This window comes from Pseudomonas sp. DL (assembly GCF_047199225.1).
In the GTDB taxonomy this organism is placed as follows: Bacteria; Pseudomonadota; Gammaproteobacteria; order Pseudomonadales; family Pseudomonadaceae; genus Pseudomonas; species Pseudomonas aeruginosa.
This window is the reverse complement of the sequence record NZ_CP178323.1, coordinates 6,427,007-6,450,511: the sequence shown is the minus strand read 5'-3', so window position 1 is coordinate 6,450,511 and position 23,505 is coordinate 6,427,007. Positions and strand designations below refer to the sequence as shown.

The window sequence follows — 23,505 nt, the reverse complement described above, 5'->3', positions numbered from 1 at the left end:
GGCATGCAGCAACTCAATCCTTCCGAAATTAGTGAAATCATCAAGGGGCGCATCGAGAAACTCGACGTCGCCTCCCAAGCACGAAACGAAGGCACCATCGTCAGCGTGTCCGACGGTATCGTGCGCATCTACGGTCTGGCCGACGTCATGTACGGCGAGATGATCGAGTTCCCGGGCGGCGTCTACGGTATGGCGCTGAACCTGGAGCAGGATTCCGTGGGTGCCGTGGTCCTGGGTGAATACCAGGGCCTCGCCGAAGGCATGAACGCCAAGTGCACCGGGCGCATCCTGGAGGTTCCGGTCGGTCCGGAACTGCTGGGTCGCGTAGTCGACGCACTGGGCAATCCGATCGACGGCAAGGGTCCGATCGACGCCAAGGCCACCGACGCGGTCGAGAAGGTCGCTCCGGGCGTGATCTGGCGTAAGTCGGTAGACCAGCCGGTACAGACCGGCTACAAGTCGGTCGACGCCATGATCCCGGTAGGCCGTGGCCAGCGCGAGCTGATCATCGGCGACCGCCAGATCGGCAAGACCGCCCTCGCGGTCGACGCCATCATCAACCAGAAAGACAGCGGCATTAAGTGCGTCTACGTGGCCATCGGCCAGAAGCAGTCCACTATCGCCAACGTCGTACGCAAGCTGGAAGAGAACGGTGCCCTGGCCAACACCATCGTGGTCGCCGCCAGCGCTTCCGAGTCCGCCGCCCTGCAATACCTGGCGCCGTACTCCGGTTGCACCATGGGCGAATACTTCCGCGATCGCGGTGAAGACGCCCTGATCGTCTACGACGACCTGTCCAAGCAGGCCGTGGCTTATCGCCAGATATCCCTGCTGCTGCGCCGTCCGCCGGGCCGCGAAGCCTACCCGGGCGACGTGTTCTATCTCCACAGCCGTCTGCTGGAGCGCGCTTCCCGCGTTTCCGAAGAGTATGTCGAGAAGTTCACCAACGGCGCCGTGACCGGCAAGACTGGCTCGCTGACCGCGCTGCCGATCATCGAGACCCAGGCCGGCGACGTTTCCGCGTTCGTTCCGACCAACGTGATCTCGATCACCGACGGCCAGATCTTCCTGGAATCCGCCATGTTCAACTCGGGTATCCGTCCGGCCGTCAACGCCGGTATCTCGGTATCCCGCGTAGGTGGCGCGGCCCAGACCAAGATCATCAAGAAGCTGTCCGGCGGCATCCGTACCGCTCTGGCCCAGTACCGTGAACTGGCGGCCTTCGCCCAGTTCGCCTCGGACCTGGACGAAGCGACCCGCAAGCAGCTGGAGCATGGTCAGCGCGTTACCGAGCTGATGAAGCAGAAGCAGTACGCGCCGATGTCGATCGCCGAGATGTCGCTGTCCCTGTATGCCGCCGAGCGTGGCTTCCTGCAGGACGTCGAAATCGCCAAGGTCGGTAGCTTCGAGCAGGCGTTGATCTCCTACTTCCAGCGCGAGCATGCCGCTCTGCTGGCGAAGATCAACGAGAAAGGTGACTTCAACGACGAAATCGACGCGGGCATCAAGGCCGGCATCGAGAAGTTCAAGGCCACCCAAACCTGGTAAGCCGCAGCGGGAGCCGCGAGGCTCCCGCCTGCTAACCCGATAGGTGTCAAATGGCAGGCGCAAAAGAGATTCGCAGCAAGATTGCGAGCATCAAAAGCACGCAAAAGATCACCAATGCCATGGAAAAAGTGGCGGTGAGCAAGATGCGCAAGGCACAAATGCGCATGGCGGCCGGCCGTCCCTACGCGGAGCGTATTCGCCAGGTGATCGGCCATCTGGCCAACGCCAACCCGGAATACCGTCACCCGTTCATGGTCGAGCGTGAAGTCAAGCGCGTCGGCTACATCGTGGTGAGCAGTGACCGTGGTCTGTGCGGCGGTCTGAACATCAACCTGTTCAAGTCCCTCGTCAAGGACATGAGCGGCTACCGCGAGCAAGGGGCGGAAATCGACCTTTGCGTGATCGGTAGCAAGGGCGCTTCGTTCTTCCGCAGTTTCGGCGGCAACGTCGTGGCAGCTATCAGCCACCTCGGCGAAGAGCCTTCGATCAACGACCTGATCGGCAGTGTCAAGGTGATGCTCGACGCATACCTCGAAGGCCGTATCGATCGCCTGTTCGTGGTCTCCAACAAGTTCGTCAACACCATGACCCAGAAGCCGACCGTGGAACAGCTGATTCCGCTGGTGGCCGATGACGATCAGGAGCTGAAGCACCACTGGGACTATCTCTACGAACCCGACGCCAAGTCGCTCCTCGACGGGCTGCTGGTGCGTTACGTGGAATCCCAGGTGTACCAGGCCGTGGTTGAGAACAACGCCTGTGAGCAGGCGGCCCGGATGATTGCAATGAAGAACGCTACCGACAACGCCGGCGAGCTGATCAGCGATTTGCAGCTGATCTACAACAAGGCGCGTCAGGCGGCGATCACCCAGGAAATCTCGGAAATCGTCGGCGGCGCTGCCGCGGTGTAAGAACAGGTTCAAAATTCAGAGGAACCAGACATGAGTAGCGGACGTATCGTTCAAATCATCGGCGCCGTGATCGACGTGGAATTCCCGCGCGATGCCGTGCCGAGCATCTATGAAGCCCTGAAGGTTCAGGGCGTTGAAACCACCCTGGAAGTCCAGCAGCAGCTGGGCGACGGCGTGGTTCGTTCCATTGCGATGGGTTCCACCGAAGGCCTCAAGCGTGGCCTGAACGTGGACAGCACTGGTGCTGCCATCTCCGTGCCGGTCGGTAAAGCGACCCTGGGCCGGATCATGGACGTACTGGGCAACCCGATCGACGAAGCCGGTCCCATCGGCGAAGAAGAGCGCTGGGGCATCCACCGCGAAGCTCCGTCCTATGCCGACCAGGCTGGCGGCAACGAGCTGCTGGAAACCGGCATCAAGGTGATCGACCTGGTCTGCCCGTTCGCCAAGGGCGGCAAGGTAGGCCTGTTCGGCGGCGCCGGCGTGGGCAAGACCGTCAACATGATGGAACTGATCCGTAACATCGCCATCGAGCACAGCGGTTATTCCGTGTTCGCGGGTGTGGGCGAGCGTACTCGTGAGGGTAACGACTTCTACCACGAGATGAAGGACTCCAACGTACTGGACAAGGTAGCCCTAGTATACGGCCAGATGAACGAGCCGCCGGGCAACCGTCTGCGCGTCGCACTGACCGGCCTGACCATGGCCGAGAAGTTCCGTGACGAAGGCCGTGACGTTCTGTTGTTCATCGACAACATCTACCGTTACACCCTCGCCGGTACCGAAGTATCCGCACTGCTGGGCCGTATGCCGTCCGCGGTGGGCTATCAGCCGACCCTGGCCGAAGAGATGGGCGTTCTGCAGGAGCGCATCACCTCCACCAAGAAAGGCTCGATCACCTCGATCCAGGCCGTATACGTTCCCGCGGACGACCTCACCGACCCGTCCCCGGCGACCACCTTCGCCCACCTGGACGCGACCGTCGTACTGTCCCGTGACATCGCCTCGCTGGGTATCTACCCCGCGGTCGACCCGCTGGACTCCACCTCTCGCCAGCTCGATCCGCTGGTGATCGGCCAGGATCACTACGACACCGCTCGCGGCGTCCAGTATGTTCTGCAGCGCTACAAGGAGCTGAAGGACATCATCGCGATCCTGGGCATGGACGAACTGTCCGAAGCCGACAAGCTGCTGGTGGCGCGCGCTCGTAAGATCCAGCGCTTCCTGTCCCAGCCGTTCTTCGTAGCGGAAGTCTTCACCGGTTCGCCGGGCAAGTACGTTTCCCTGAAGGACACCATCGCTGGCTTCAAGGGCATTCTCAACGGCGACTACGATCACCTGCCGGAGCAGGCGTTCTACATGGTCGGCGGTATCGAAGAAGCGGTCGAGAAAGCCAAAAAACTGTAATCCTGTGCGCCCGGCGACGGGCGCTCATGTGAGGCAAGCGTATGGCCATAACAGTCCATTGCGACATCGTCAGCGCCGAGGCGGAGATCTTCTCCGGCCTGGTCGAGATGGTTATCGCGCACGGCGCTCTGGGTGACCTGGGTATCGCCCCGGGCCACGCGCCGCTGATCACCGACCTGAAACCGGGCCCCATCCGCCTGGTCAAGCAGGGCGGCGAGCAGGAGGTGTACTACATCTCCGGCGGTTTCCTCGAAGTCCAGCCGAACATGGTCAAGGTCCTCGCCGACACCGTGGTTCGTGCCGGCGACCTCGACGAAGCGGCCGCCCAGGAAGCCCTGAAGGCTGCCGAAAAGGCGCTGCAGGGCAAGGGCGCCGAGTTCGACTACAGCGCCGCTGCCGCGCGTCTGGCCGAAGCCGCAGCCCAGCTGCGCACCGTCCAGCAACTGCGCAAGAAGTTCGGCGGCTGATTTCCAGCCGGTACTTCTAGCGGTGTCAGGGAAAAGGGTAGCCTGTGGGCTACCCTTTTTTCGTTTTGCATCTTCACTCACAGGTTTTGCCTGTGACCACCAGGAACGGTAGTCCAGTCCATGTCCCTTGAAATCGTGATTCTCGCCGCCGGCCAGGGCACCCGCATGCGTTCGGCCCTGCCCAAGGTCCTCCATCCCATTGCCGGCAAGCCGATGCTCGGCCACGTCATCGACTGCGCGCGCCAGTTGCAGCCGGAACGGATCCACGTGGTGATCGGCCACGGCGCGGATCTGGTGCGTGAGCGGATGGCCGCCGACGACCTGAATTTCGTGCTCCAGGCCGAACAGCTCGGTACGGGCCATGCGGTGGCCCAGGCCCTACCGTTCCTCAGTGCAGACCAGGTGCTGATCCTCTACGGCGACGTGCCGCTGATCCAGCTGGACACCTTGCAGCGCCTGCTGGCGCAAGTCACCCCGGACCAGTTGTCGTTGCTCACCGTCGACATGCTCGACCCCACCGGCTACGGCCGCATCGTCCGTGACGACCAGGGCGCGGTGCAGGCCATCGTCGAGCACAAGGACGCGACCCCGGCGCAGCGCCAGATCGGCGAGATCAACACCGGCATCCTCGCGGTGCCGGGCAAGCGCCTTGCCGACTGGCTCGGCCGCCTGTCCAACGACAACGCCCAAGGCGAGTACTACCTGACCGACGTGATCGCCATGGCGGTCGGCGACGGCCTGGTGGTGGCCAGCGCCCAACCGCTGGACGCGATGGAAGTGCAGGGCGTCAATGACCGCATGCAACAGGCCCAGCTGGAGCGTCACTACCAGCGCCTGCGCGCAGAGGAGCTGATGCGCCAGGGCGTGACCCTGCTCGATCCGCAGCGCCTGGATGTCCGTGGCGAAATCTCGGTCGGCCGCGACGTGCTGATCGACGTCAATGTGGTGCTGGAAGGCCGCGTGGTGATCGAGGACGACGTGCGCATCGGACCGAACTGCGTGATTCGCGACAGCGTCCTGCGGCGTGGCGCGGTGATCAAGGCCAACAGCCACCTGGAAGGCGCGGAGCTGGGCGAGGGTAGCGATGCCGGTCCGTTCGCCCGCCTGCGTCCGGGCAGCGTGCTCGGCGCTCGGGCCCATGTCGGCAACTTCGTCGAACTGAAGAATGCCCGCCTGGGCGAGGGCAGCAAGGCCGGCCACCTGAGCTACCTGGGCGATGCCGAGTTGGGCGCCAACTGCAACATCGGCGCCGGCACCATCACCTGCAACTACGATGGCGCGAACAAGTTCCGCACCGAGCTGGGCGACGATGTGTTCATCGGCTCGAACAACTCGCTGGTGGCGCCGCTGAAGATCGGCGATGGCGCGACGACCGCGGCCGGCTCCACCATCACCCATGAGGTTCCGGCGAAGAACCTGGCCTTCGGCCGCGCCCGGCAGAAGAACCTGGAAAACTGGAAGCGCCCGGAAAAAATCAAGAAGTAACGGAGCGGCACGGATGCCGAAGCCTGCGAAACGGATCGTGCTGGGGCTGCTCATAGCCTGGGCGGTGCTGCCCGAATGGCCGCGGATACCCGTCGAAGGCGCCAGTGCCCGCGACTGGAATCCGCGAACCTTCTGGTTCGAGCCCTGGGGGCGCTCCGGAGTGCACAAGGGCATCGACATCTTCGCCCGCAGCGGCACCCCCGTACGCTCCGCCAGCTACGGCCTGGTGCTCTATCGCGGGGAGATCGCCCTCGGCGGCAAGGTCGTCCTGGTGCTGGCGCCCAAGTGGCGCCTGCATTACTACGCCCATCTCGATAGCCTCGACGCCTATCCGGGCCAGCCGGTCCTTGCCGGTTCCCGCCTGGGTACGGTCGGCACCACCGGCAACGCGCGCGGCAAGCCGGCCCACCTGCACTACGCGATCATCACCTTGCTGCCCTATCCCTGGCTGGCCGACGACAGCACCCAGGGTTGGAAGAAGATGTTCTACCTCGATCCCGATACGGTGCTGCCGAGCCGATGAAAAGTCATTGACGGGAAGCGCCGGATAAGTTTTGATTCGCACACTTTTCTTTCGAAACGAAACTTAAGTGATCTCGAAACGTAATACGCCGCAACGTCGCCATGCCATCCTCGCGCTGCTTTCCGAGCAGGGCGAGGTCAGCGTGGACGCACTCGCCAAGCGCTTTTCCACCTCGGAAGTGACCATCCGCAAGGACCTCGCCGCCATGGAAAGCCACGGCCTGCTGTTGCGTCGCTACGGCGGTGCGGTGCCGATGCCGCAGGAACTGATAGGTGAAGCTGCGCAGCCCGTCTCGCCCTACAAGCAGGCTATCGGTCGCGCCGCCGCGGCGCGCATCCGCGAGCATGCGCGGATCATCATCGACAGTGGCAGCACCACCGCGGCGATGATCCCCGAACTCGGGCACAAGCCGGGCCTGGTGGTGATGACCAACTCGCTGAACGTGGTCAACGCCCTGCGCGAACTGGAGCACGAGCCGGTGCTGCTGATGACCGGGGGGACCTGGGATCCGCATTCCGAGTCGTTCCAGGGGCAGGTTGCCGAGCAGGTGCTGCGTTCCTATGACTTCGACCAACTATTCATCGGTGCCGACGGCATCGATCTCGAACGCGGGACGACCACGTTCAACGAATTGCTGGGCCTGAGCCGGGTGATGGCCGAGGTCGCCCGCGAGGTGATCGTCATGGCCGAGGCCGACAAGGTCGGTCGGCGCATTCCCAACCAGGAATTGCCCTGGAGCAGCATCCATACCCTGATTACCGACGAGCGCCTGGAATCTTCCGCGCGCGAACAGATAACCGCCCGGGGCGTCACGCTGATCTGCACCCCGGTCGAGGCCTGAAAGGAGAAAGACCCCATGTGTGGAATCGTAGGCGCGATCGCCGAGCGCAACATCACCCCCATCCTTATCGAAGGCCTCAAGCGCCTCGAGTATCGCGGCTACGACAGCGCCGGCGTGGCGGTCTTCGATAACGAAGGCAGGCTGCAGCGCTGCCGCCGGGTCGGCAAGGTCGCCAGCCTGGAGGAAGGCCTGGCCGGTACGCCGCTGCTCGGCCGCCTGGGCATCGCCCATACCCGCTGGGCGACCCACGGCGCGCCAACCGAAGGCAACGCCCACCCGCATTTCTCCAGCGACGAACTGGCGGTGGTGCACAACGGCATCATCGAGAACCACGAACCTCTCCGTGAGCGGCTCAAGGGGCTGGGCTACGTGTTCACCTCGCAGACCGACACCGAGGTCATCGTCCACCTGCTGCACCACAAGCTGCAGTCCATCGGCGACCTGACCCTGGCGCTGAAGGACGCGGTCAAGGAATTGCACGGGGCCTATGGCCTGGCAGTGATCAGCGCGGCGCAGCCGGACCGCATCGTCGCCGCTCGCAGCGGCAGCCCGCTGGTGATCGGCCTCGGGCTTGGCGAGAACTTCCTCGCTTCCGACCAACTGGCGCTGCGCCAGGTGACCGACCGCTTCATCTACCTGGAAGAAGGCGATATCGCCGAGATCCGTCGCGACAGCGTGCGCCTGTGGGATGTCCAGGGCAACGACGTGCAGCGCGAGACCGTGCAGTACCACGAAGGCGCCGAAGCCGCCGACAAGGGCGAGTACCGGCATTTCATGCTCAAGGAAATCCACGAGCAGCCCAGCGTCGTGCAGCGTACCTTGGAAGGCCGCCTCGGGCAGAACCAGGTAATGGTTGAAAGCTTCGGTCCGCAGGCGGCGGAGCTGTTCGCCAAGGTCCGCAACGTGCAGATCGTCGCCTGCGGCACCAGTTACCACGCCGGCATGGTCGCCCGTTACTGGCTGGAAAGCCTGACCGGGATTCCCTGCCAGGTGGAGGTCGCCAGCGAGTTCCGCTACCGCAAGGTCGCGGTGCAGCCGGATTGCCTGTTCGTCACCATCTCCCAGTCCGGTGAGACCGCCGACACCCTGGCTGCCCTGCGCAACGCCAAGGAGCTGGGCTTCCTCTCCAGCGTGGCGATCTGCAACGTTGCCACCAGTTCGCTGGTGCGCGAATCCGACCTGACCCTGCTGACCCAGGCCGGCCCGGAAATCGGCGTGGCCTCGACCAAGGCCTTCACCACCCAGTTGGTCGCCCTGCTGCTGCTGACCCTGGGCATCGGCCAGGTGCAGAAGCGCCTGGCCGATGGCGTCGAAGCCGAGCTGGTGGACGAACTGCGTCGCCTGCCGACCCGGCTGGGCGAGGCGCTGGCGATGAACCGGACGGTGGAGAAGGTTTCCGAGCTGTTCGCCGAGAAGCACCACACCCTGTTCCTCGGCCGTGGCGCGCAGTTCCCGGTGGCCCTGGAAGGCGCGCTGAAGCTCAAGGAAATTTCCTATATCCATGCCGAAGCCTACCCGGCCGGCGAACTCAAGCATGGCCCGCTGGCGCTGGTGGACAGCGACATGCCGGTGGTTACCGTGGCGCCGAACAACGAGCTGGTGGAGAAGCTCAAGTCGAACCTGCAGGAAGTCCGCGCCCGCGGCGGCGAACTGGTGGTGTTCGCCGACGAAGGCGCGGGCATCGAGGCTGGCGAGGGCACCCATGTGGTGGGCATGCCGCACATCGGCGACGTGCTCTCGCCGATCCTCTACACCATCCCGTTGCAATTGCTCTCGTACCATGTCGCCGTGCTCAAGGGCACCGACGTCGACCAGCCGCGCAACCTGGCCAAGTCGGTCACCGTCGAGTAACGCCGGCCGCGTGCCCGAGAAGCCGGGGCAGGCATGCGGCCCCGGCGCTCGCCGTCAATCGCGCAACGGCAGCGCCTCGTCGCTCCTGCGGCTGGCGAACCAGTCCAGCACGGTGAGCCAGGCGCCGATCCCCAGGCCGATGCCCAATACCCACAGGGTGGCGGGCGGCCCCTTCAGCTCCAGCAGTCGCACAGCCAGGGGCACGCTGGCGAGAATGGCGATGTTGTTGAACGTCTCGGCGAACGACAGCACCATGCCCTTGTCCGGCCCGGAGCGCGAGGCGAGTACCACCGTGCCCGCCGGCGCGCCCAGGCCCAGCGCGGCGCCCCAGGCGCCCAGGCAGCAGAGCGCCACGGGTAACGGTAGCGGCAGGAGCATGAAGGTCGACATCGATAGCACCAGGAGCGCCAGCACCAGCAGGAGCATGTCTTCGTCGCGCTTCAGATAACGTCGCAGGTAACCCGCGGCGAGGTTGCCCACGGCCAGGCCCACGCCGAAGGCGGCGATGCTGACGCCTATCTGCGCGGTGCTGAAGCCGTAGCGCTGGCGCAGCACCTCTCCCGAGAGAAGCAGGCCGGCGACCCCGGTGCCGTTCCAGGCACCCTTGGCGATCAGTGGCCTGAGGATGCTCCATTGCCTGCACCAGCCCAGCGCATGGCCCTCGGCGCGCGGTGCCACGGCTTGCACGGGAAGGCGCTGGCGTGCCATCAGGAAGACCAGCACGCAACCGCACGAGACCATCAGGAAGGGCGCCGCCCAGCCGAAGAAGTCCGAGAGGAGGCCGGCCAGTGCCGGGCCGGCGGCAATGCCGAGGGTCATGCCGAGCATCACCTGGCCCATGGCACCGGCCTGTCTTTGCGGGGCGACCACCTCCGCGACCAGGGCGAAGGTGGTCGGGATGATGATTGCCGAGGCGATGCCCCCGATCACCCGCAGGACGACGGCAATTTCCAGGGTCGGGGCGATGACGATGGCCAGAGTATCGACCGCGAAGAGGACCAGGGCGAGCAGCAGCAGCTTCCTGCGTTGCATGCGGTCGGAGAAGTAGCCCAGCAACGGCGCGGCGATCGCATAGGAGAACGCGTAGCTGGAGATCAGCCAGGCGGCGCCGCTGGTAGTGGTGTGGAACGCCTGCGCCAGCGGCCCGAGCATGGAGGACAGCATGAACTCGGTCACGCCGACGAAGAATACGGCCATCGACAGGGCCAGCAGGAACAGGCCGTCGAGCTTCTGTGAAGGCGGGGAAATTTTCTGGTTCATGATGTTCTCTTTGGCTGAATGAGCGGACGAACGCCAAGGGGGCGCCGGCTCGTGGAGCCGGCGCCAGGGTCAGGGATGAGTTGATCTGCCGAGGACTGGGGAAGGAAAGCCGACTTTGCGGCGGCTCTCCGGGGAATGCAGGTACTGCGGGGAGGAGGGTCAATATAGACCCTGGGTATTCTCTTGGTAAGTATTGTGCAGAATTTCGTTGAGGAACATTTCGAAATCTGCTTCCAGCACCAGGCCGTGGCCTGGAAGATAGCGAAACAGGCCAGGGCATGTCCGTGGGTCCAGGCTGCTATCCACGAACAGGGCATAGGAGAAGCGATCGGCTTGGCCTGGCAATTGTTCCTGCACTCGGTGAGCGACGGCGGCGACAGGAGTGGCCGAGTGACGGGTCAGTATCTCCATCGCGCAGCCGAAGTTGACGATGAATTCGCCGGGACGGGGCGAGACCGGCAGCCAGTCTCCCTCGCGAAGAACCTCAAGTCCAGGCTCCAGCGAGCGCAGGATGGTCACCCAACCCGAGTCCTTGTGCACATTCAGCCCGCGGGCCCGGACGTGGCTGCGGAAATGGTTAAAGGTCAGGTGATAGGTGCCTTGCATGGAGAGGCAGCGTCCCGTGGCCTCGTCCCACAGCTCTACCGGCAGGTCCAGTTCCGCGAGTACGGCCCGCAGCACCTCGAGACTGAAACTCCGCATCCGTTCGGCCTGCCGCAGCAAAGGGCCTGGGAACACTGTCTGCCAGAATCGGCTCTCGAGGAAGAACTGCTCGACCTGGTCGACGTCGCGGGAGAAATATCCTTCCCGGCGCGCCAGCCGATCTTCGGTCCACTGCGAGAAACCCTGGTAGGGCGCGCCGAGGCCCTCCTGGCGAGGCAGGTAGAAGTTGCGGGCGAAGGTATCGCCGGCTGCCAGGTCCAGGCTCGGTGACTTGACGAAGAAGAACCCGTCGGCGATGGCGCGGGCGAAGCCATCGCTGCTGTCGAAGCGTAGCTTTCCGTCGATCAGTTCGGCCGAAGCCAGAGCATAGGTGGCGTTTGGGTTCATCGTTTGTCATCCCCGGGACCGGTTGGGTGAACTCCTCTGGCATGGGGTCAGAGGAGGATGTCGTCGTTGTAGGTCCGGCTGACCTCCTGTTCGGCGAATTCGAGGACCGTCTGTACCTTCTGGGCTCCGGCCGGACCGTATCGGTAGATGTCGCCGCCCAGATCGCTATCCAGGAAAACGACATAGGAGTAGCGTTCGTCCGGGCTCGCGCGCTCGGTGCGGGCTACCCCGTGGACATTAGCGTGGACCTTTCTCGACAGGTGTTCGGAAAGCACTTCCATGGAACTGCCGAAGTTGATGATGAGATGGCCAGGCAGTGGGTTGATCGAGCGGAGCTGGCCGTCGATATAGGCGATCAGTCCGGGTTCGGTGGAGCGCAGGACGGTGACCCAGCCCGAGTCTCGATGGAACTTGGAACCACGGATCGGCTTGCTGGCGCGGAAATGATTGAAGCCGAACATCTGGTGGCCCTGTCCTTCGGACAGGCCGCTGGTCAGGCGTGCCCATTCCGCGCGGGGGATGTCTAGCTCCGCGAGCACCGCGCGCAGGACGCCAATACCCAGCTCCGCCATTTGTACGCCCAGTGCAGCCACGGCCTCAGGTATAAGAGACCAGTTGCCTCGTTCGATGTAGACGTTCTCCCACTGATCGTGCTCCCTGTCGAAATAGCCTTGGTAGGCCCCTGGTATCTGGCATTCCTTGAACCCCGTATAGGTGGACAAGGCGCCCTCTGCTCGGGGAAGGAAGCAATTGCGGACGAATAGGTCGCCAGGGCAGAAGTCCATCCGAGCTGGAACTTCCAGCAGGAAGAAGCCGTGCCTGCGCGCCTGTTCGAAGCCGTCTGGATGATCGAAGACGAGTCTGCTTTCCAGCAGGCGCGATCGCGCCATCTCGATGGGTGGGTATTGGTGGACCTGGCTCTCCAGTGGCATTGCCGGAAGGTTGACCGGAGCGCGTAGCGTCGGAGAGCTGGCGGTTTTCGGTTTCGTGTTCACTGGCGCCTCCTGCGAAGGATGTATGGGCTCAGCGATGAGCCGTCTCCACCTTGGGATGGAATTCGTAACCCATTTCCGCGGCTTTGCGTTTCTGAAACTCGAGGAAGGATTGCACCGGCTTAACGGTCTCGCCGCTGATCTGGTACAGGTCCTGGTCCCAGCGCGGACCGATGTAGGAACCGAAGGTGAACCTGTCCGCTTTTCGCTCTTGCGGTTCCATTCTGCGGACGCGGTGATAGCTGGCCTGGACAGGGGTGGCGGACTTCTCGGTTAGGAGTTCGAAGGAGTGTCCAAGTACCAGGGTGAAATGGCCGGGCATGGGATCGAAAGGAATCCAGGAGCCATTTTCCAGCGACTCCAGCCCAGGCTCCGTGGTGTAGAGCAGGGTGGTAAAACCGCTGTCCTTGTGGGCGGTGAGACCCACCGGGTGGGCGCTGTCAGCGCGGAAATGATTGAAGATGCAGTACTGCAGCGCCTGGTTGGAAGACATGCCGCCGGCTATCAGGTCGAAATGTCTTTCCTCGATGCCGACCAGCGCGAACAGTTGCGAGAGAACACTGCGGTTCAGGTCGTTCATTGCCCAAAGCAGGTCGGCGGCGGGGGCGGGAAGATATTCCCGCCACAGGCCGCATTCGATCTGCAGCAGTTCGTCCTGGTCGGCACCTGTGCGGGAATAGCCCAGCAGGGACTTGCCGAGATCCTTGCGATGGAACCCCCGGAAGGCGTTGTCGGCGTCTACCTCGGATTCCAGATAATAGCTCTGGGCCAGGGCGATGCCGGCCGAAAAGTCCCAGCCCCGTGGGTGCTCGAGGTGGAAGGCACCTAGCTTGCGCGCGCGACTGAAACCGTCTTCTTCCTTGAAGTGCAGCATGCCGTCGAGCATCCGGGCGGATGGAAGGATATTGCTCATCAAGCGTTCTCCATGACGTACAGGTTCACAGGGCGGCGGCCCTGGCAGTGAGGATGATGTTTCCCGAACGTCGGGGCCGCGGCATGGAACTGTGAGGTGCCAGCGTGGAGTCGGCTTCTGTCACGCAGACCTTGTAGAGGCGGTACAGCTCCGTCAGGATCAGCGCCTGTTCCCTGACGGAGAACAGGCGGCCTGGGCATTTGCGCGGGCTTCTATGGGTGTTGACCATGTTGAAGGAGTTGATTTCGTAGCGGTTCCTGGCCAGCAGCGACACGGCCTGGCCGTGGCTGGTCTGGTTGCGGATGAGCTGCCGGATGTTGTCCGTATCGAACCGCTCGGCGTGGGGGAACAGCGACGCGTCGCGATTGGCCCGCCGTCGATCGAGCCAGAGCATCGTATTGGCGGGAATCGTAACCTCGGTGCCGCGATGGCGGATGCGTATCGGCCGGTTGGTCCGGCGCCACAATGCAGTGGGGTTGCTGCCACCCAGGCGGATCGCTTCAAGCACCAGTAGGTAGGCCTCGTCCAGCGCTTGTTCCGGGTTGTCTACTACACCCAGCAGACGTTCTTTCTCGGCTGGATTGTCCTCCAGGTAGGTGAGCGTCCAGAGCAGACTGAGGGCCGTGGTGTCATAGGTCGCGACGATGATCGTACCCAGTTCCTTGAGTGATGCGGCATCCAGCGTTCGTATGGTTTCGCGTGTGAAGGGCCGGGAGAAGCAGTCGAACTGGGCGAGGATCATGTTCGTTGGAGGAGCCCGGACAATCGATTCGTAGTTCGAATCCAGCATGTCGCGCGTCATCTCGACGATCATGTCGGCGTTCTCGATCGATTCCGGATTCATCTTGCTGATGACCTCCGAGGCGATCTCGAAGAAGTCCCTGGCGATCACTCCGTATTCGGTGCTTTGCAGGTAGTGGGTCAGGGGCTTCTGATGAAAATCCAGGACGCCGGGCAACCCGCTGTCGATGCGCGCTACCATGTGCAGGCAGAAGTCCTGCAAGGGCAGCGAGCGACCTGCCACCTCTCGCAGGTAGTGTTGGGCCATTTCGCGTACATGCGGGTCCAGACTGGTAACGAACCGGTTGCTGCCGAGCACGCGTTCGACCACGGCGCGCTTGGCCTTGCGTCGCTCGTCCTGCGCGGGCAGGGAACCGAGGAAGGAACCGAAGAGCTCGGCGTTCGCATTGATCGAGGGCGCCAGATCCTCGTCGTCGACGAGGGGCGCGTTGGTCGTCTGGTAGAGCGCCAGGTCGTCTCCGAGCCAGAAGGTACAGAGTCCTTCGTTGTTCTCCGCCAGTTCCGCGATGCCGGAACGGGCGAAGTAGGTGGAGGCGTCCAGGCCCTGGCACACCGTGGCATGGTGGAAAGCCTCGGCGTGTCCGGTAGCCGGACAAGAGCCGGAATGATGGGCGATGAGGCCGGGGAAGGGAGCGCTATTCTCTTTGCTGTTCATGGGCGCAGGTACCGGTTTGCGTGGTCGTCGGCTGGGGCGGCGGCCCCAGGCCCTTCGGCGATGCCGAAATCGGTATAGCTGTCCTTCCAGGTCTGCTCGTTGAATTCGCGAAGGAAGGTCTCTACCGGAATGACCGGCTCGGCGCGCTGGCCGTCGGCGGTGAGGCTGTAGAGCGCTCCGGTCGCAGGTGGATTGAGGAATGCCGCGAAGGAGTAGCGATCGCCCCGCTCCACCGTCGATGAACTCTGTCGGACCTGGTGGAGAACCGCGGCGGCCGGGATTGGCAACCTGGCGGTGAGAAGTTCCAGGCTGCCCCCGAAATTGATCAGGAAATGCCCTTCCATGGGGGGGACCTCGACCCATCCTTCCTCGAGTCGCGCCTGCAGGCCTGGCTGGTCGCAGTACAAGACGGTGACGAAGCCGGTGTCCTTGTGCGCTGGAGCGCCCTGCATGTTGCGCTCGGGTCGGTAGTGGCTGACGGCGAACCAGGTGACGCCCTTCCCTTCGCTGGTCCCGCCGGTGACGTCGGGCCACAACCGTGGCGCTACGCCGAGGCTGCCGAGGATCTCACGCAGGATGAGCCGGGCGATCTCGTGCATCCGTTCGCACAGTCGGTTCACTTCGTCTGGAAACGACGCCTGGCGTTGTCTGGCGTCGGCAAGGATATGTTCGGTCTGGAAGTTCTCCCGGTCGAAATAGATGTCGGGAAGGTTCCTGAAACCCCGGTAACGGGCGTCTGCATGGGGCTCTTCCACGGCAGGTTGGTAGAACTCTTGGGCGAAGCGGATACCTGGTGCGAGATCCAGTTCTTCTGGAATACGCAGGGCGAAGAAGCCGTCGCGTAGCGCCCGCGCAAAGCCATCCGCCTGGTTGAAGACCAGGTGCCTGGAATCATCCAGATAGGCCTTGCAGGGATGGAACTGGGGAAGCCCGCTCATGGATTGTCCGTCTCCCTGATGACCGTACCCTGGTAGATCTCCTCGTCGTTCGCGTCGATGATGTCGCGCGAACTGCAGACTCTCCTGAGTCCCTCTCCCGTTGCATAGCTGTAGATGCCTGCCTCGGTGCCGGGAGTGCAGTGACTGGAGGTGAAATGAGCGAAGCTGCAGCGGTCGTGGGTCTGATGCCTGACCCTGTGCATGATGGCCCTGACGGGTGTGGAGGAGCCGCGAGTAAGCACTTCCATGGAGAGACCAAAGTTGACCACGAAATGATCGGGTGAGGGCTCCAGCGCCTCCCAGCGATCATTGCGGTTGACTTCCAGCCCCGGTTCGGTGGTGCGTAACAGCGTCAGGAACCCATCGTCCTTGTGGGAAGCCAGCCCGACACCCGCGAAGCGCGGGCGATAGTGATTGAAGGTTAAATGGTAGGAACCCTGGGCGTCCGAGGCACCGCCGGTAGCCAGGCTCCAGAATTCCGGATCGATGTCGGTGAGCGACAGGATGGCACGCAGCAACTGCCGACTGTAAGCGGTCAGCTGTTCGCCGGCCTGGAGGATTTCCTCTGGGTAGTGGGTTTTCCAGAAGCGTCGTTCCAGCAGGAATTGCTCAATCTGGTTGATTCGTTCGTGAAAACCCAGCAGGGGATCGTCGAAGGTTTCCGCTGTGAGTTCGCGAAATGCACCGTAGGGGGCGATGGCCGGGCCCTTGAAGAAATTGCTGGCGAACAGGTCGCAGTCGCGGACCTGGAAATCGTCCGGTATCCGCAACAGGAAAACGCCATCTCTCAACGCCGCCACGCGGGTTTGTTCGGAGGGGAAGACCAGATGCTCGTCCTCCAGATAGGCCTCTTGCAGTTTTGCCAGGGTATCTACAGGACGTTTATCGATTCTCTTCTCGTAGACATCCTGGTAGATCGAACCTCGGTTCAATTGCCAGGCCACCGGCTTGGGAGAGGAACTCATTCCTATCTCCTTTTCAATTGCAGGGAAACCACGGTAAGTTTCTGCAATTCATCGAGCATTCCTGGAAAGTCACCCGCTGCTATTTCTGCCAACGTACTGAAAGCACCGGGATAGGCCATGACTTTGAAGCCTTTTCTTACTAGGCAGGCGAATACGGAAAACTCTTCGAGAAAATATCGCGAGGAAAAGTCGAGGCGATGCCTCTGCTGTTCTTCACTCAACTTCTCCCAATTATGCCGGTGGTAGTTTCTTCCAAACTTTTCCACCGAATCTCGGAATCCAGAGTGCTCCAGGAAATAGTTACGCAAACTTGAATAGAAGTCCTTGCATTCTGTACTGGCCTGGATCTCCGAACAGGTTATGTACTGGAAGTCCGTGGCGTGTCGGTAGGCATCGACGATGAGCCGGCTTTCCTCCATGAACGCGTCGCCCAGTCTGACGGCCTCGCGGCGGGCATCTTCCTCGGGCATGTCCCGCGTGGACTGCAAGGTAATCCGGTGAATATGGTCGCCTATCAAAATACTGCATTTCTCAAAGCGCCGAGCCGCCCACTCGACCATGGAGTGGAAGCGGTTGGGAGTGAAATTTCTATTTTCCAGGCTGACGCCCAGAAAGCACTTTGGCTCGTCCTCAAAACTGTTACGCCTGGTGTGTGGTGAAACGAAAGCGATCTTCGCTTTATACCGCTCACCCGCTAGAAGGCTTCGTGTGCTGAAATCTTCCGCTATCAGGTTCATTGGCTAATTCCAGAAATAATGAATTGTTCGAATTATTTGCGTAAATTGGTTTTCGCAACTTCTGGGCGTTGTGAGGGTAAGCGCTGTAGAATATCGAACAACTATTAATTTTAATGGGCGGAGAAGAAATCCAGATTTCCGGATATTGCCGGAAGCCCTATAGGGCAAATAGCCACCAATAGCCCTAAGTCCAAGCCAGACCGAGAATTTTCTTTTTCGCTGACTGCCGCTTCGAGATGACCGAAGAGGTTTCCGGCAGACCAGATTCCTCTTGCCGGTTCCGACCAAACGTCGATCTGGTTTTGGCCATCGGTTGATGGCGAAAGGCTATTTTTCTGCGGGCATCGGCTTTTTCGCAGGCGATGGTTTCAGGCCAGCCAGCTTTCTTCGGCTCCGAAGGGGGAGCGCTACCAGCAGTCCCGTTTCAAGTGGGTTACGGTGCCTTGAGGCGAACCGGTCAGCGGAACGGTTTCCAGAAGCGCTCCAGCGCCGCCGCCAGCAGTTCCGTATCGCCGCGCGAGTCGCCCCAGGCGCGCAGGGAGTATTGGGTCAGCGGACCGTAGTGCCGCTCCAGGCGGCAGACTTTCTCGTCGCGCCGGCAGTTGCGGCCGACGATCCTGCCGGTCAGTACGCCGTCTACCACTTCCAGCTCGGTGGCGATCAGGTGCACGCCGAGCTTCTCGGCGAACGGCCTGAGTAGCAGCGAAGGGGAGGCGGAACAGATGGTCACGGTGCTGCCGCTGCTGACCTGGTCGGCCACCGCGGTCAATGCGTGGGGACGCATCAGTGTTTCCCAGAAGCGGTTCTGGTAGGCCAGCGCCCGCTCTTCCAGCACATGTACGGGCACATCGGTGAGGAAGGTGGCGATCAGGCGCGCCTTCAGGTCGTCGCGGTCGATACGCCGGCAGAGATAGGCCAGGCTGGGTCCTGCCATGCGCAGCATGCGGCGGACGAACACCCGGTTGCCGAAGGCGAAACGCAGGAAGGGCACGAAGCTGTCTCGGTATGTCAGGGTACCGTCGAAGTCGAACACGGAGAGAAAGCGTACTTCGCGTGTTTCGAGGGATACGGTCTCGTTCATCGGCATTCCTTATGTCGCTTCCGCTTCCTTTGACAGGGTGTATGCGTCATTCCGTTATTGCAGCAAGGGAAAGTTTGTATATCAGAACTGTCAACTATCCATGGGCAGACTGGCTGCTAACCTGAATCGGAGTGCTCAGGGGTTTTGCATCGATAGATAGGAGGCTAAGTAGTCGATAGCAAAACTCTATCAGGTACTGGACTATAGTGTTCCCGTCTTGTGACCAGGAGGTTTGGCATGATTGCACAGCTCCCCTCTGAGTTGCTGTCCCTGCAACTGCCGTTGCGGATCCGCATCGGCGATGCTCAGGCGTTCGATCTGGGGCCGGATCCACAGGTAACCATGGTCATTCGCGACCCCTCGCTGCTAACCGAGATCACCCATCCCAGCCTCGATGCGCTGGGCAAGGCCTACGTCGAGAAGCGTCTCGACATCGAAGGACCGATCAGCCAGGTCATCGGTATCGGCGATGCCCTCAGCGAAGCGCTCGGCGAACCCGATGGCGGCGCGCCGCCGGTTCGCGAAAGCCATGACAAGGACACCGACGCCGAAGCCATCCATTACCACTACGACCTGTCCAACGACTTCTACCAGCTCTGGCTGGATCCGGAAATGGTCTATTCCTGCGCTTATTTCGAGACCGGCAAGGAAGACCTCGCCACTGCGCAACTGGCCAAGCTCCGTCACCTGTGCCGCAAGCTGCGTTTGCAGCCGGGCGAGAAGCTGCTCGATGTCGGTTGCGGTTGGGGGGGGCTGGCGCGCCTGGCCGCTCGCGAGTTCGGCGTCGAGGTCACCGGCATCACATTGAGCAAGGAGCAGCTGGCGCTCGGCCGGGAGCGGGTCAAGGCCGAAGGCCTGGAGGACCGGGTCACCCTCAAGCTGCTGGATTACCGCGACCTGCCGCGCGATGGCCGCTTCGACAAGGTGGTCAGCGTCGGCATGTTCGAGCACGTCGGGCACGCCAACCTGGGGCTGTACTTCCAGCAACTGTACGATGCGGTGCGTCCCGGCGGCCTGGTGATGAACCACGGCATCACCTCGCGCTACACCGACGGCCGCCCGGTTGGCAAGGGGGCCGGCGACTTCATCGATCGCTACGTGTTTCCCCACGGCGAGCTGCCGCACCTGTCGCTGGCGGTGGCGCGGATGAGCGAAGCCGGGCTGGAAGTAGTCGACGTGGAAAGCCTGCGTCTGCACTACGCCCGGACCCTGGATTTCTGGAGCGCCAACCTGGAAGCCAGGCTGAAGGAGGCGGCTCGCCTGGTGCCCGAGGAAACCCTGCGGATCTGGCGGCTGTACCTGGCCGGATGCGCCTACGGCTTCAAGCGCGGCTGGATCAACCTGCACCAGATCCTCGCCATTCGCCCCCACGAGGATGGCTCCCACGAGCTGCCCTGGTCGCGGCGCGACCTGTACGCCTGAACGCCGGCGACCGGCTCCCTTGCGGAGCCGGTCGCGCAATCGGTCCTTGCTGATTGTCCTGCGTGGCGGGGCGGTCTAGTCTGCACGAAGTCCTGCGCGGTCGAAGGAAGCCGGGACGCTTCCGCGACAGCGCGACAACAACGATAAGAACAGGAGACTTCCCATGTCGCTGAGCAGACGCTTCGGTCTTTTCACGCTTGCCGCAACGGTGACCTTCAGTACCGCGGTCTTTGCCGCGCCGACCTTCATCAATATCCTCACCGGCGGCACCAGCGGGGTCTATTACCCCATAGGGGTCGGCCTCTCGCAGATCTATGGGCACGATATCCAGGGCGCGAAAACCTCGGTGCAGGCCACCAAGGCTTCGGTCGAGAACCTCAACCTGTTGCAGGCCGGGCGTGGAGAACTGGCGCTGGCGCTGGGCGACTCGGTCGCCGACGCCTGGAACGGGGTCGCCGACGCCGGCTTCAAGGCGCCGTTGAAGAAGCTGCGGGCTATCGGCAATACCTATCCGAACTATATCCAGGTAGTGGCCAGCCAAGCCTCGGGCATCAAGACCCTGGCCGACCTGAAAGGCAAGCGCATTTCGGTGGGCGCGCCCAAGAGCGGTACCGAGCTGAACGCCCGGGCGATCTTCAAGGCCGCCGGCCTGAGCTACGAGGACATGGGCAAGGTGGAGTACCTGCCCTACGCCGAGTCGGTGGAGCTGATCAAGAACCGCCAGCTCGACGCTACGCTGCAATCCTCCGGCCTGGGCATGGCGGCCATCCGCGACCTGGCCTCGACCATGCCGATCACCTTCGTCGCGATCCCGGCGGACGTGGTGGCGAAGATCGACAGCCCGGCCTACCACGCCGCGAGCATTCCCGCCGGCACCTACGACGGCCAGGAGCAGGACGTGCCGACGGTGGCGATCGACAATATCCTGGTCAGCCACTCCGGGGTCAGCGACGAGCTCGCCTACCAGATGACCAAGCTGATGTTCGACAACCTGCCGCGCCTGGTCACCGCCCATGCTGCCGCCAAGGACATCGCCCTGGACAAGGCGGCGAAGAACCTGCCGATTCCGCTGCATCCCGGCGCCGAGCGCTTCTACAAGGAGAAGGGCGTACTGCCCGAGTGAGGCCCGTTTCTCCGTAGCCCCGGTCCGTGCGGCGGACCGGGTTCCCCGCGTTTCCGGCTGTAGGGAGTCGATGCATGAGCGATCATCAGAACGGGCTGCATCTTGAGGCGGAAAACTGGCCGCGCGCGTTGTTCGCCGTGGCCCTGGCCTTTTCCGTGTTCCAGGTCGTCACCGCGGCCTTTCCCCTGATTTCCACCCAGGTCCTGCGGGCAATGCACGTCGGACTGCTGTTGCTGGTGGTGTACATCAGCTATCCCGCCTTCGGCATAGGTCGCCCCTGGCAGCCGCTGGCCTGGTTGCTGGGCATGGCCGGCCTGGGCACGGCGGTCTACCAGTGGGTTTTCGAGGGCGACCTGATCCAGCGCTCCGGAGAGCTGACCCAGGCCGACATGGTCGTCGGCGTGGTGCTGATCGTCCTGGTCTTCGAGGCGGCGCGACGGGTGATGGGCATCGCCTTGCCGATCATCTGCGCGCTGTTTCTTGCCTATGGCCTGTTCGGCGAACACCTGCCGGGCGACCTGGCCCACCGCGGCTACGGCTTCGACCAGATCGTCAACCAGCTGTCGTTCGGTACCGAAGGTCTCTACGGCACGCCGACCTACGTATCGGCCACCTACATCTATCTGTTCATCCTGTTCGGCGCCTTCCTCGAGCAGGCCGGCATGATCCGCCTGTTCACCGATTTCGCCATGGGCCTGTTCGGTCACCGGGTCGGCGGGCCGGCCAAGGTCTCGGTATTCTCCTCGGCGCTGATGGGCACCATCACCGGCTCCGGCGTGGCCAACGTGGTCACCACCGGACAGTTCACCATCCCGCTGATGAAGCGTTTCGGCTACAAGCCGGCGTTCGCCGGCGGCGTCGAGGCGACCGCGAGCATGGGCAGCCAACTGATGCCGCCGGTGATGGGGGCGGTGGCGTTCATCATGGCCGAGACCATCAACGTCCCCTACGTGGAGATCGCCAAGGCGGCGCTGATCCCGGCCCTGCTGTATTTCGGCTCGGTGTACTGGATGGTCCACCTCGAGGCCCGCCGGGCCGATCTAAAGGGCCTGCCGCGCGATCAGTGTCCGAGCGCCTGGGGTGCCGTCCGCGAGCGCTGGTTCCTGCTGATTCCGTTGCTGGTGCTGATCGCGCTGCTGTTCTCCGGGCGCACGCCGCTGTTCTCCGGAACCATCGGCCTGGCGCTGACCGCCATCGTCATCCTCGGTTCGGCGATCATCCTGCGGGTGTCCTCGCTCGGCCTGCGCATCGCCTTCTGGGTGGCGCTGGGGCTGCTCTGCGCGGGGTTCTTCCGCCTCGGCATCGGAGTGATCTTCGTTGTGATCGCGGCCCTGGCCCTGGCCTGCTGGTTCGTCCGTGGCGGCCGGGAAACCCTGCGCATCTGCGTCCGCGCCCTCGCCGAAGGTGCGCGACATGCGATCCCGGTGGGCATCGCCTGCACCCTGGTGGGAGTCATCATCGGGGTGATTTCGCTGACCGGCATCGCCACCACCTTCGCCAGCTACGTGCTCGACCTGGGACGGGAGAACCTGCTGCTGTCGCTGGTCCTGACCATGGTCACCTGCCTGGTCCTGGGAATGGGCATCCCGACCATCCCCAACTACATCATCACCAGCTCCATCGCCGCGCCGGCGCTGCTGGAACTGGGGGTGCCGCTGATCGTCTCGCACATGTTCGTCTTCTACTTCGGCATCCTCGCCGACCTCACCCCTCCGGTGGCGCTGGCCTGTTTCGCGGCCGCGCCGATCGCCAAGGAAAGGGGATTGAAAATCAGCTTCTGGGCGGTGCGCATCGCCCTGGCGGGTTTCGTGGTGCCGTTCATGGCGGTGTATTCCCCGGCGCTGATGCTGCAGGAAGGCGGTTGGGGGGCGACGCTCTATGTCACCTGCAAGGCGGTGCTGGCCATCGGCCTGTGGGGCATGGCTTCCATCGGCTACCTGCAGGGGCCGCTGGCCTGGTGGGAGCGCCTGGTGGCGTTCGCCGCCGGGGCCAGCCTGGTCCTGGCCTTGCCGATCAGCGACGAGCTGGGCTTCGTCCTCGGCGCGCTGGTGATCGGCTGGCACCTCTGGCGCCAGCGTGCGCGCGAGGCGGTGGCGTGATCGCGCTGTGTCTGGGCATGGCCGGCAGCGTCTGGGCGACGCTGCCGCTGCAGTCGTTCACCCTGGCCTGGCAACACACGGTCGAGAAGGTGCTCTGGGAAGAAGACTATCGCCTGAGTGAGCGCGGCCTGCTGCTGGAAGAGGCCCGGGTGCGGGGCAGCGGGGCGGGGATGGAGATTCCCGAGGGCGCCGTGCTGCGTGACGGCGCCTGGCATTACCACCGTGGGGTGCCGCCGTTGCAACCGTTGCGGCTGGGGCGCACACCGGAGGCCGGCGACTACCGGATCTGCCGTCAGGGGCGCTGCGATGCGCTGGCGCGCTGGATCGGTCCGCCGGACCGTGAGCGCCCGGCGGTCGAACTCTGGGCGTGTCCGATACGGGACCCGAGCGACTGAACGTCCTGTGGATAACCCTGAGACGCCAGTCCACATCCATA

General features: G+C 63.1%; 21 protein-coding genes. 12 read left to right on the top strand and 9 right to left on the bottom strand.

Annotation, left to right across the window (positions count from 1 at the left end; translation table 11 throughout):
* The first annotated feature begins 3 nt into the window (after window positions 1–3).
* The 8 genes from atpA to glmS all read left to right on the top strand — a co-directional run bounded on the left by atpA (window position 4) and on the right by glmS (window position 9,033).
* On the top strand, window positions 4–1,548 hold the full coding sequence (atpA, locus tag ACI766_RS30035) for a F0F1 ATP synthase subunit alpha (protein WP_003097134.1): 1,545 nt from the start codon (window positions 4–6) through the stop codon (window positions 1,546–1,548).
* A 50-nt stretch (window positions 1,549–1,598) separates the two neighbouring features.
* Complete coding sequence (gene atpG, locus ACI766_RS30030) at window positions 1,599–2,459, top strand: F0F1 ATP synthase subunit gamma (protein ID WP_003097132.1); 861 nt, start codon at window positions 1,599–1,601, stop codon at window positions 2,457–2,459.
* A gap of 30 nt (window positions 2,460–2,489) precedes the next feature.
* Complete coding sequence (atpD, locus tag ACI766_RS30025; RefSeq protein ID WP_003097130.1) at window positions 2,490–3,866, top strand: F0F1 ATP synthase subunit beta; 1,377 nt, start codon at window positions 2,490–2,492, stop codon at window positions 3,864–3,866.
* Window positions 3,867–3,907: 41 nt separating this feature from the next.
* Window positions 3,908–4,333, top strand: coding sequence for a F0F1 ATP synthase subunit epsilon (locus ACI766_RS30020; protein WP_003097128.1), 426 nt, complete (start codon window positions 3,908–3,910; stop codon window positions 4,331–4,333).
* Between the two features lie 120 nt (window positions 4,334–4,453).
* Window positions 4,454–5,818: a bifunctional UDP-N-acetylglucosamine diphosphorylase/glucosamine-1-phosphate N-acetyltransferase GlmU gene (gene glmU, locus ACI766_RS30015; RefSeq protein ID WP_003114651.1), complete on the top strand. Its 1,365-nt coding sequence runs from the start codon at window positions 4,454–4,456 to the stop codon at window positions 5,816–5,818.
* A gap of 13 nt (window positions 5,819–5,831) precedes the next feature.
* A complete protein-coding gene (locus ACI766_RS30010; RefSeq protein WP_003114652.1) occupies window positions 5,832–6,341 on the top strand; it encodes a M23 family metallopeptidase in 510 nt (169 codons plus the stop codon).
* Window positions 6,342–6,408: 67 nt separating this feature from the next.
* On the top strand, window positions 6,409–7,182 hold the full coding sequence (locus ACI766_RS30005; protein ID WP_003114653.1) for a DeoR/GlpR family DNA-binding transcription regulator: 774 nt from the start codon (window positions 6,409–6,411) through the stop codon (window positions 7,180–7,182).
* 15 nt (window positions 7,183–7,197) lie between these two features.
* Window positions 7,198–9,033, top strand: coding sequence for a glutamine--fructose-6-phosphate transaminase (isomerizing) (glmS, locus tag ACI766_RS30000; RefSeq protein ID WP_003097120.1), 1,836 nt, complete (start codon window positions 7,198–7,200; stop codon window positions 9,031–9,033).
* A 54-nt stretch (window positions 9,034–9,087) separates the two neighbouring features.
* On the opposite strand, the gene ACI766_RS29995 is transcribed toward glmS, so the two are convergent.
* The 9 genes from ACI766_RS29995 to ACI766_RS29955 form a co-directional block, all read right to left on the bottom strand.
* Complete coding sequence (locus ACI766_RS29995) at window positions 9,088–10,293, bottom strand: MFS transporter (RefSeq protein WP_003122302.1); 1,206 nt, start codon at window positions 10,291–10,293, stop codon at window positions 9,088–9,090.
* Window positions 10,294–10,452: 159 nt separating this feature from the next.
* Entirely contained in the window at window positions 10,453–11,343 is an 891-nt protein-coding gene (locus tag ACI766_RS29990) for a 2OG-Fe(II) oxygenase family protein (protein ID WP_003100219.1), read from the bottom strand.
* 47 nt (window positions 11,344–11,390) lie between these two features.
* The gene (locus ACI766_RS29985) at window positions 11,391–12,338 is read right to left on the bottom strand and encodes a 2OG-Fe(II) oxygenase family protein (protein ID WP_014603451.1); all 948 of its coding nucleotides are present in this window, start codon (window positions 12,336–12,338) and stop codon (window positions 11,391–11,393) included.
* Window positions 12,339–12,366: 28 nt separating this feature from the next.
* Window positions 12,367–13,248: a 2OG-Fe(II) oxygenase family protein gene (locus ACI766_RS29980; RefSeq protein WP_023132409.1), complete on the bottom strand. Its 882-nt coding sequence runs from the start codon at window positions 13,246–13,248 to the stop codon at window positions 12,367–12,369.
* A 25-nt stretch (window positions 13,249–13,273) separates the two neighbouring features.
* Window positions 13,274–14,704: a cytochrome P450 gene (locus ACI766_RS29975; protein ID WP_003100210.1), complete on the bottom strand. Its 1,431-nt coding sequence runs from the start codon at window positions 14,702–14,704 to the stop codon at window positions 13,274–13,276.
* Window positions 14,701–15,642 carry a 2OG-Fe(II) oxygenase family protein gene (locus tag ACI766_RS29970; protein ID WP_003100208.1) on the bottom strand — a complete coding sequence of 314 codons (942 nt, stop codon included), beginning with the start codon at window positions 15,640–15,642 and terminating at the stop codon, window positions 14,701–14,703. Before ACI766_RS29970 ends, ACI766_RS29975 begins: the two co-directional genes overlap by 4 nt.
* Window positions 15,639–16,607, bottom strand: coding sequence for a 2OG-Fe(II) oxygenase family protein (locus ACI766_RS29965; RefSeq protein WP_003100204.1), 969 nt, complete (start codon window positions 16,605–16,607; stop codon window positions 15,639–15,641). The genes ACI766_RS29970 and ACI766_RS29965 overlap by 4 nt, the downstream gene beginning before the upstream one ends.
* 2 nt (window positions 16,608–16,609) lie before the next feature.
* Window positions 16,610–17,344 (bottom strand): tRNA-dependent cyclodipeptide synthase, encoded by a 735-nt coding sequence (locus tag ACI766_RS29960; protein ID WP_003158562.1) that lies wholly within the window; start codon window positions 17,342–17,344, stop codon window positions 16,610–16,612.
* A gap of 457 nt (window positions 17,345–17,801) precedes the next feature.
* A complete protein-coding gene (locus tag ACI766_RS29955) occupies window positions 17,802–18,425 on the bottom strand; it encodes an HAD-IB family phosphatase (protein WP_003099642.1) in 624 nt (207 codons plus the stop codon).
* 237 nt (window positions 18,426–18,662) lie between these two features.
* Between ACI766_RS29955 and cfaB the strand changes: the two genes are divergently transcribed.
* From cfaB to ACI766_RS29935, 4 genes are all read left to right on the top strand, one after another.
* Window positions 18,663–19,847, top strand: coding sequence for a C17 cyclopropane fatty acid synthase CfaB (gene cfaB, locus ACI766_RS29950; protein ID WP_003099645.1), 1,185 nt, complete (start codon window positions 18,663–18,665; stop codon window positions 19,845–19,847).
* 163 nt (window positions 19,848–20,010) lie between these two features.
* Complete coding sequence (locus ACI766_RS29945) at window positions 20,011–20,970, top strand: TAXI family TRAP transporter solute-binding subunit (protein WP_003097103.1); 960 nt, start codon at window positions 20,011–20,013, stop codon at window positions 20,968–20,970.
* A 74-nt stretch (window positions 20,971–21,044) separates the two neighbouring features.
* Window positions 21,045–23,069 (top strand): TRAP transporter permease, encoded by a 2,025-nt coding sequence (locus ACI766_RS29940; RefSeq protein WP_003099653.1) that lies wholly within the window; start codon window positions 21,045–21,047, stop codon window positions 23,067–23,069.
* Window positions 23,066–23,464, top strand: coding sequence for a DUF1850 domain-containing protein (locus ACI766_RS29935; protein WP_003458383.1), 399 nt, complete (start codon window positions 23,066–23,068; stop codon window positions 23,462–23,464). The genes ACI766_RS29940 and ACI766_RS29935 overlap by 4 nt, the downstream gene beginning before the upstream one ends.
* Window positions 23,465–23,505: the final 41 nt, after the last annotated feature.

Bases quoted from the DNA above. Each gene is read 5' to 3' on its own strand.
- ACI766_RS30010 (WP_003114652.1), top strand. From the start codon at position 5,832: ATGCCGAAGCCTGCGAAACGGATCGTGCTGGGGCTGCTCATAGCCTGG.
- ACI766_RS29955 (WP_003099642.1), bottom strand. From the start codon at position 18,425: ATGAACGAGACCGTATCCCTCGAAACACGCGAAGTACGCTTTCTCTCC.
- ACI766_RS29990 (WP_003100219.1), bottom strand. From the start codon at position 11,343: ATGAACCCAAACGCCACCTATGCTCTGGCTTCGGCCGAACTGATCGAC.
- glmS (WP_003097120.1), top strand. From the start codon at position 7,198: ATGTGTGGAATCGTAGGCGCGATCGCCGAGCGCAACATCACCCCCATC.
- ACI766_RS29945 (WP_003097103.1), top strand. From the start codon at position 20,011: ATGTCGCTGAGCAGACGCTTCGGTCTTTTCACGCTTGCCGCAACGGTG.
- ACI766_RS30020 (WP_003097128.1), top strand. From the start codon at position 3,908: ATGGCCATAACAGTCCATTGCGACATCGTCAGCGCCGAGGCGGAGATC.
- atpA (WP_003097134.1), top strand. From the start codon at position 4: ATGCAGCAACTCAATCCTTCCGAAATTAGTGAAATCATCAAGGGGCGC.
- cfaB (WP_003099645.1), top strand. From the start codon at position 18,663: ATGATTGCACAGCTCCCCTCTGAGTTGCTGTCCCTGCAACTGCCGTTG.
- ACI766_RS29975 (WP_003100210.1), bottom strand. From the start codon at position 14,704: ATGAACAGCAAAGAGAATAGCGCTCCCTTCCCCGGCCTCATCGCCCAT.
- ACI766_RS29965 (WP_003100204.1), bottom strand. From the start codon at position 16,607: ATGAGTTCCTCTCCCAAGCCGGTGGCCTGGCAATTGAACCGAGGTTCG.
- ACI766_RS29995 (WP_003122302.1), bottom strand. From the start codon at position 10,293: ATGAACCAGAAAATTTCCCCGCCTTCACAGAAGCTCGACGGCCTGTTC.
- ACI766_RS29970 (WP_003100208.1), bottom strand. From the start codon at position 15,642: ATGAGCGGGCTTCCCCAGTTCCATCCCTGCAAGGCCTATCTGGATGAT.
- ACI766_RS29980 (WP_023132409.1), bottom strand. From the start codon at position 13,248: ATGAGCAATATCCTTCCATCCGCCCGGATGCTCGACGGCATGCTGCAC.
- glmU (WP_003114651.1), top strand. From the start codon at position 4,454: ATGTCCCTTGAAATCGTGATTCTCGCCGCCGGCCAGGGCACCCGCATG.
- atpG (WP_003097132.1), top strand. From the start codon at position 1,599: ATGGCAGGCGCAAAAGAGATTCGCAGCAAGATTGCGAGCATCAAAAGC.
- ACI766_RS29940 (WP_003099653.1), top strand. From the start codon at position 21,045: ATGAGCGATCATCAGAACGGGCTGCATCTTGAGGCGGAAAACTGGCCG.
- ACI766_RS29960 (WP_003158562.1), bottom strand. From the start codon at position 17,344: ATGAACCTGATAGCGGAAGATTTCAGCACACGAAGCCTTCTAGCGGGT.
- atpD (WP_003097130.1), top strand. From the start codon at position 2,490: ATGAGTAGCGGACGTATCGTTCAAATCATCGGCGCCGTGATCGACGTG.